1 protein-coding gene is annotated in these 668 nt (G+C 57.8%); it reads right to left on the reverse strand.

All coding sequences use genetic code 11. The features are described 5' to 3' along the window. Window positions 1-632: PAS domain-containing protein (locus ACFQEU_RS17220; protein ID WP_379784135.1), on the reverse strand; the 632-nt coding region annotated here is incomplete at its 3' end. Window positions 633-668: the final 36 nt, after the last annotated feature.

The raw sequence follows: 668 nt of genomic DNA on the forward strand, positions 1-668 counted from the left end.
CGACCATGGATCACGTTCAGCTCGTTGCGGATATTGTGCCGCAGGATGTTATCAAGTACGTGGAGCTGTCGGGTCCGTTCTTCGAGATCAGTCACGTTCCGGCAGATCGCCAGCGTCCCCGCGATCTCTCCGTCCTCGTAGTAGGGGTACCGACTCGTATAGAAGATCGCCTCTCTGTCGCTGTGCTTGAACGTCGGCTCAACGCTGTATTCGACCGGCTGTTCGGTCTCAATCACACGCTGTTTCTGTCGGGCGATCGTCGTGGCAGTTTCTTCGTCCATAAACGCGTATTCGCCGTCGCCGAGCAGTTCATCTCTCGACAGCCCGGCGAACGAACACAGCGCGTCATTAACCAGCCGAAACTCCCCCTCACAGGCCTGGATCATAATCGGATCCTCAAGCCGTTCGATGATATCGCGGTACAGCGAGAGCCGACCTTCGAGTTCTTTACGCTCGGTGATATCGGTCTGGACGGCGACAAACGCTCTCGGCTCGCCGTCTGCGACGATCGGTGCGATCGTCTGATCGGCGACGTATTGCGAGCCGTCGCTGCGTTGGTTGGTAATCTCCTCGTGCCACGTGTCACCAGCGGTAATCGTCTCCCAGAGGTCGCTGTAGAAGTCGTCGTCCATCTCTCCGGAGTTGAGAAGATTCGGTGACTCGCCGAC

Origin of the sequence: Halorubrum tibetense (assembly GCF_042661865.1) — an archaeon.
Lineage (GTDB): Archaea > Halobacteriota > Halobacteria > Halobacteriales > Haloferacaceae > Halorubrum > Halorubrum tibetense.